This is a genomic window from Candidatus Hydrogenedentota bacterium (genome assembly GCA_035416745.1).
GTDB lineage: Bacteria > Hydrogenedentota > Hydrogenedentia > Hydrogenedentales > SLHB01 > UBA2224.
Map to the genome: position 1 here is coordinate 6,781 of DAOLNV010000125.1, position 5,185 is coordinate 11,965.

3 protein-coding genes are annotated in these 5,185 nt (G+C 62.0%); 2 read left to right on the forward strand and 1 reads right to left on the reverse strand.

Features of this window, described 5'->3' with window-relative positions; translation table 11 throughout:
• Positions 1–247: 247 nt before the first annotated feature.
• Both PLJ71_21365 and ggt read left to right on the forward strand, forming a co-directional pair.
• Complete coding sequence (locus tag PLJ71_21365; GenBank protein HQM51239.1) at positions 248–2,092, forward strand: YgiQ family radical SAM protein; 1,845 nt, start codon at positions 248–250, stop codon at positions 2,090–2,092.
• Between the two features lie 104 nt (positions 2,093–2,196).
• A complete protein-coding gene (gene ggt / locus PLJ71_21370; GenBank protein ID HQM51240.1) occupies positions 2,197–3,939 on the forward strand; it encodes a gamma-glutamyltransferase in 1,743 nt (580 codons plus the stop codon).
• Between the two features lie 120 nt (positions 3,940–4,059).
• On the opposite strand, the gene PLJ71_21375 is transcribed toward ggt, so the two are convergent.
• The coding region (locus tag PLJ71_21375) for a hypothetical protein (GenBank protein HQM51241.1) at positions 4,060–5,185 on the reverse strand (1,126 nt) is incomplete at its 5' end.

Sequence of the window (5,185 nt, forward strand, 5' to 3'; positions counted from 1 at the left end):
CAGGCCAGGCTGGTATGTTTCGCGCCGTTGGCGCTGAAGAATACCGAATCATCGGGGCCATGGCGCCGTAGCCGGTTTCGCCGGTGCTACCCCACGATTTGGAATATCTGTACTGGCTTCCGGAGAGGCGCGTGGCCAGAGACATGTGAATCGGGGATTGCGCCGGCCTTTGGTACAATAGGGTGCTTTGCCAGGATTTGCGTGTCGCATCTTTAACTCAAGGAAGCCGAGCGTGCCACATAGGCGCATGACAAGTGTCGAGCACGTGAACAAGCAGCTGTCTGCCGAAGACCCCTTGCCCATGTCGCGCGGGGAGATGGCCCGGCGCGGATGGGCAGAACTGGACGTGCTGCTTGTGACCGGCGATGCGTACGTAGACCACCCGTCGTTCGGCGCGGCCTTGCTGGGGCGTTGGTTGTGCGCGAATGGGTACCGTGTGGGCATCGTGGCGCAGCCTCGGTGGGATGGGCCGGACGAGATTGCGCGGCTGGGGCGTCCCCGGCTTTTTGCGGGAGTCACATCGGGGGCATTAGATTCAATGCTGGCCCACTACACGGCCTTCCGGAAGAAGCGCAGCGATGACGCATACACGCCGGGGGGCCAGGCAGGGGCGCGTCCGAATCGTGCCACGATTGTCTACTCGAACCTGGTGCGGCAGGCGTTTCCGGGACTGCCCGTGGCAATAGGCGGCATCGAGGCGTCGTTGCGCCGGGCAACGCATTACGATTTCTGGACGGACAAGGTGCGGCGCTCAATCCTGCTGGACAGCAAGGCGGACCTGCTGGTGTATGGCATGGGCGAACGGGCAATCCTGGAGGCGGCCCGGCGGCTGGAGGCGGCGGCCGTGGATGCGGCGCGGCCGGGTGATGCGCTTTGGGGTATTCGGGGCACGGTGTTTGCGGTTTCGTCGCTGGCAAAGGTGTTTGAGACGCCGAACGGTCCGGAGAAGTCGCAATTGCTCATCCTGCCGTGCCACGACGCGATTCTGAACGACCCGAAGGAGTTGATGTCGGCGACGCTGGCGCTCGAGCAGCAGGTGCATCAAGGAGGCCGGTGGGCAATACAAGAAAGCGGCGGCCGGTATGTCGTGTTCGCACCGCCCGCGGAACCGCTTGATACCGATGAATTGGACGCGCTGTATGCATTGCCGTTTACGCGGAAAGCGCACCCGTTCTATACGCAGCCGATTCCGGCGGCGGACATGATTCAATTCAGCGTGACCTCGCACCGGGGCTGCGCCGGAGGGTGCACGTTTTGTTCGATTGCCCTGCACCAGGGGCGCCGGATCCGGTCACGCAGCGTAAACTCACTGGAACGCGAGGTGCGAACGCTGACAAGGCATCCGGATTGGGCCGGCAGTGTCAGCGACGTGGGAGGTCCGACGGCGAACCTGTGGGGGGCACGGTGCGGGGCGGAGCACACCACGTGCAGGCGGGCGGACTGCCTGACGCCGGAGATATGCCCCCATTTCGAGGCGGACGAGGCCGAGTTGGTGCGATTGTTGCGCAAGCTTCGCGGCATCGAAGGGGTGAAGCACGTGCGCGTGGCAAGCGGAATTCGTTATGACGTAAGCAACGAGCATCAGTCGCTCCGCGCGCTGGTAAACGAATTTGTAGGCGGGCAATTGAAGGTCGCCCCCGAGCACATGTCGGACAGGGTGTTACGATTGATGCGCAAGCCCTCGTTCAAGCGCTTCGAGGAGTTCCTGGGCCTGTTCGAGAAGGAATCGAAGCGGGCGGGGAAAGAACAGTACGTGATTCCTTACCTTATCAGCGCGTTCCCGGGATGTACGGACGACGATATGCGCGCGCTCGGAGACTGGCTGCGCCGGCGGGGCTGGAAACCGCGGCAGGTACAGTGTTTCATTCCGACCCCGGGTACCGTGGCAACGGCGATGTATCATGCGGGCATCGATCCGGAGGGCAACCCCATCTATGTCGCCAAGAGCGATAAGGAGCGGTTGCGCCAGCATCACATTCTGATACCGGAACATGGAGCGCCCGAAAAGGCCTCCCAGAAACGCGAACACTGCGCGAGCGGACGGCCGGAGCTGCCGCCGAAGAGGCATGAACGGGGAAAGCGGAGGAGATGACCGGGGAAGCGCCGGTCACGCAACACGGACGTGCATTTCATGTTTGCAGAACCAGGTTGGGCGGATTTGGGAAACAGCGCGATTTCACAGGAAAGGGGCAAGCCATGAACCGTCGTCAGTTCTTCCAGACCACTGCCGCGGGCGCGGTGTTGATGGGTCTTGTTTCGCGAACCGCGGCGTCCGGGGAAGCCGCCGCCGAACGGAAGCCGCCGTTTCTGGATTTGGAGCGGCTTAGAGCGCGCAACAGCAACCGCTCTACGGTGGTGTGTCAACGAGGTATTGTGTGTTCGAGCCAGCCGCTTGCCACGATGGCCGGCGTGGACATTCTGAAAGCCGGCGGCAATTGCGTCGACGCGGCCATCTGCACGAATGCGATGCTGGGGGTAACGGAGCCGGGGAACAACGGTATTGGCGGCGACCTGTTCGCTATTCTATGGGTAGAGAAGGACCACAAACTCTATGGACTCAATGCCAGCGGGAGAGCGCCGTACAACTGGTCTTTGCGGGACGCGCTTGACATGGGTCTGAAGAGCATTCCACGGCAGAGTCCGCTGTGCTGGAACGTACCGGGATGCGTGAGCGGCTGGGGCATGCTGAACACGCGTTTCGGGAAGCTGAGCCTTAGCCAATGCCTGGAGGCGGCGATCGGGTATGCGCGGGAAGGGTTCCCCCTCTCCCCCATCATCTCGACGGACTTCACGGATTGGACGGACAGCACGGCTCCGCACATGGCCGCTGTGTACCATCCCGGGGGGAAGGTGCCGCAGTACGGCGAGGTATTCCGAAATCCCCTGCTGGCCAAGTCGTACGAGGCGATTGCGAAGGGCGGTCCGCCAGCCTTTTACGAGGGCGAGATCGCCGAGCGGATCGTGGCGAAATCAGATGAATTGGGCGGACGCATGGCGATGCGCGACCTCAAGGAGCACGCGGCGGACTGGGTCGAGCCGGTAAGCAGCAACTACCGGGGCTGGGACGTCTGGGAGATCCCGCCGAACGGACAAGGCATTGCAGCGCTGCAAATCCTGAACATGCTCGAGCAGTTCGACATTGGGGCGCTGGAGCCGAATTCGGCCGAGCATCTGCACCTGTTCGTGGAGGCGAAAAAGCTGGCCTTCGAGGACCGGGCAATCTACTACGCGGATCCGGAGTTCGCGGACGTGCCGGTGGCCTGGCTGATCTCGAAAGAGTATGCGAAGAAACGCGCGGCCCTCATCAATCCGAAGAAGGCGAGCACCAATGTTCGGCCGGGGGATCCCGAGTTGGATTCGGACACGGTCTATCTGACGGCGGCCGACGGCGAGGGCAACATGATCTCGCTTATTCAGAGCTTGTACAGCGGGTTCGGGTCGACAATCTGTCCCGACGGGGTGGGATTTCCGATTCAGAACCGGGGACAGTCGTTCGCCCTGGACCCGAACCACCGGAACAAGTTGGAGCCTCACAAGCGGCCGTTCCACACCATTATTCCGGCGTTCATGACGAAGGCGGGGCGGCCGGTCATGGCGTTCGGGGTAATGGGCGGTGATTTCCAGCCGCAGGGGCATTCCCAGGTGGTCATGAACATGATCGACTTCGGCATGTCTCCCCAGCAGGCCGGAGATCAGCCGCGGGTGGAGCACGGCGGCAGTTCGTCGTTCACGGGACGCGTCATGGAAGGCGGCGGGCAGCTGACTTTCGAAAAAGGGTTCAGCGACGACGTGAAAGAACAGCTCGCGGCCATGGGGCATGAGATTAGCCCGAATCTCGAGGCGCACGGGGGATACCAAGCCATCTGGCGTGAGGACGAACCGCTACGGTACTTTGGCGGCTCGGATCCGCGGAAGGATGGCTGTGCCATCGGGTACTGAACGCACTCGGATACACCCAGGGCGGCGCAGTTACGGCCAACGGCTGGACTCTTTCGGTCTGGTACAACTCCCGCGGCACGGAGTTCCCGGAGCGATGAATTGCGGAACCGGCGCTTGCGCCTATTGGTCGAGAGGTTTGCTGGTGATAAGCCCGATGCCGCGGCCTTTGTCGCCGACGGCACAGTAGAACATGTAAAACGTGCCGTTGCCGGGATTGTAGACGAGTGAGATCTTGTGGGCATAGGTCTTGTCGAGCCCGCTGGGGTTTCCGCCGGCTTTGTACAGGGGCTCGGGGTGGCTGGTCCAGTGGTATAGGTCGCGAGAGAATGCGGCCATGATGTGTGCGCCGCCTCGGCCCACGCCAAAGTAGAACATGACCCAGTGGTCTCCGTCCCGGTAGACCTTTCCATCAGAGCAAAACTGTTCGTCGTAACTGCCGGGACCGCCGTTGCGGACAATCGGGTTGCCCTCGTAGCGCGTCCAGCGGGCCATATTGGTGCTGGTGACAAGGCCCATCTGTTCGATCGAGCCGTTGGCCGCGTTATAGAAGTTCATGAAGAGCCCGTCGTGCTCGACGAGCCACGGGGCATAGATGCAGTCCTTCTCCCAGTCGGCGGCGCCTTGAATGCTGAGGATTGGCGTATCTTCGGAGAGGCGCCGCCAGGAATCGCCGTCGCTGCTCCACGCCGCGCCCTCGTAGCCGGGACGTATCTCGTAGCCGCCCTGTTTGGGGTAGCAGCTATACAGCGCCCAGAACTTGTCCTGCCATTTCTTGAGGGTGCGGGCGCCTTTGACGTCATAGGAGTCATATAAGACCCCGCAGATGGCGACGCCGCCGTGGTCGAACGCGCCCTCTTTGCCGTAGCTCATGACGAGGCCTTTGGGCTGCCAATGGACGAGGTCGGTGCTGACAGCGAGGGCAGTTTGATAGCCCCGGCCGTCGAAACCTGTGTAGAACATGCGCCATTCGCCCCCATGACGCCACACGAGAGGACAATCGACCATCGTAAACGTCAATGCGGGCTCGAGAGCGGCGGACACGACGTGCTCGGGATAGTATTGCCATCCACGGTAGGGAGCAGACCAGCGGTCAATTGTCTCGCGGGTGATGGTCATTCCCGATTCCTTTTGCCCGGGTTGGGCCGAAGCGGTTCCAGCAATGAACAGCAGACAACCCGAGAGCAGCAAAAAGCAGCATTGTGGCCTCATCGCGTACTCCGTTTGAATCCGGGGACAGGCTGGGTGT

Bases quoted from the DNA above. Each gene is read 5' to 3' on its own strand.
- PLJ71_21365 (HQM51239.1), top strand. From the start codon at position 248: ATGACAAGTGTCGAGCACGTGAACAAGCAGCTGTCTGCCGAAGACCCC.
- ggt (HQM51240.1), top strand. From the start codon at position 2,197: ATGAACCGTCGTCAGTTCTTCCAGACCACTGCCGCGGGCGCGGTGTTG.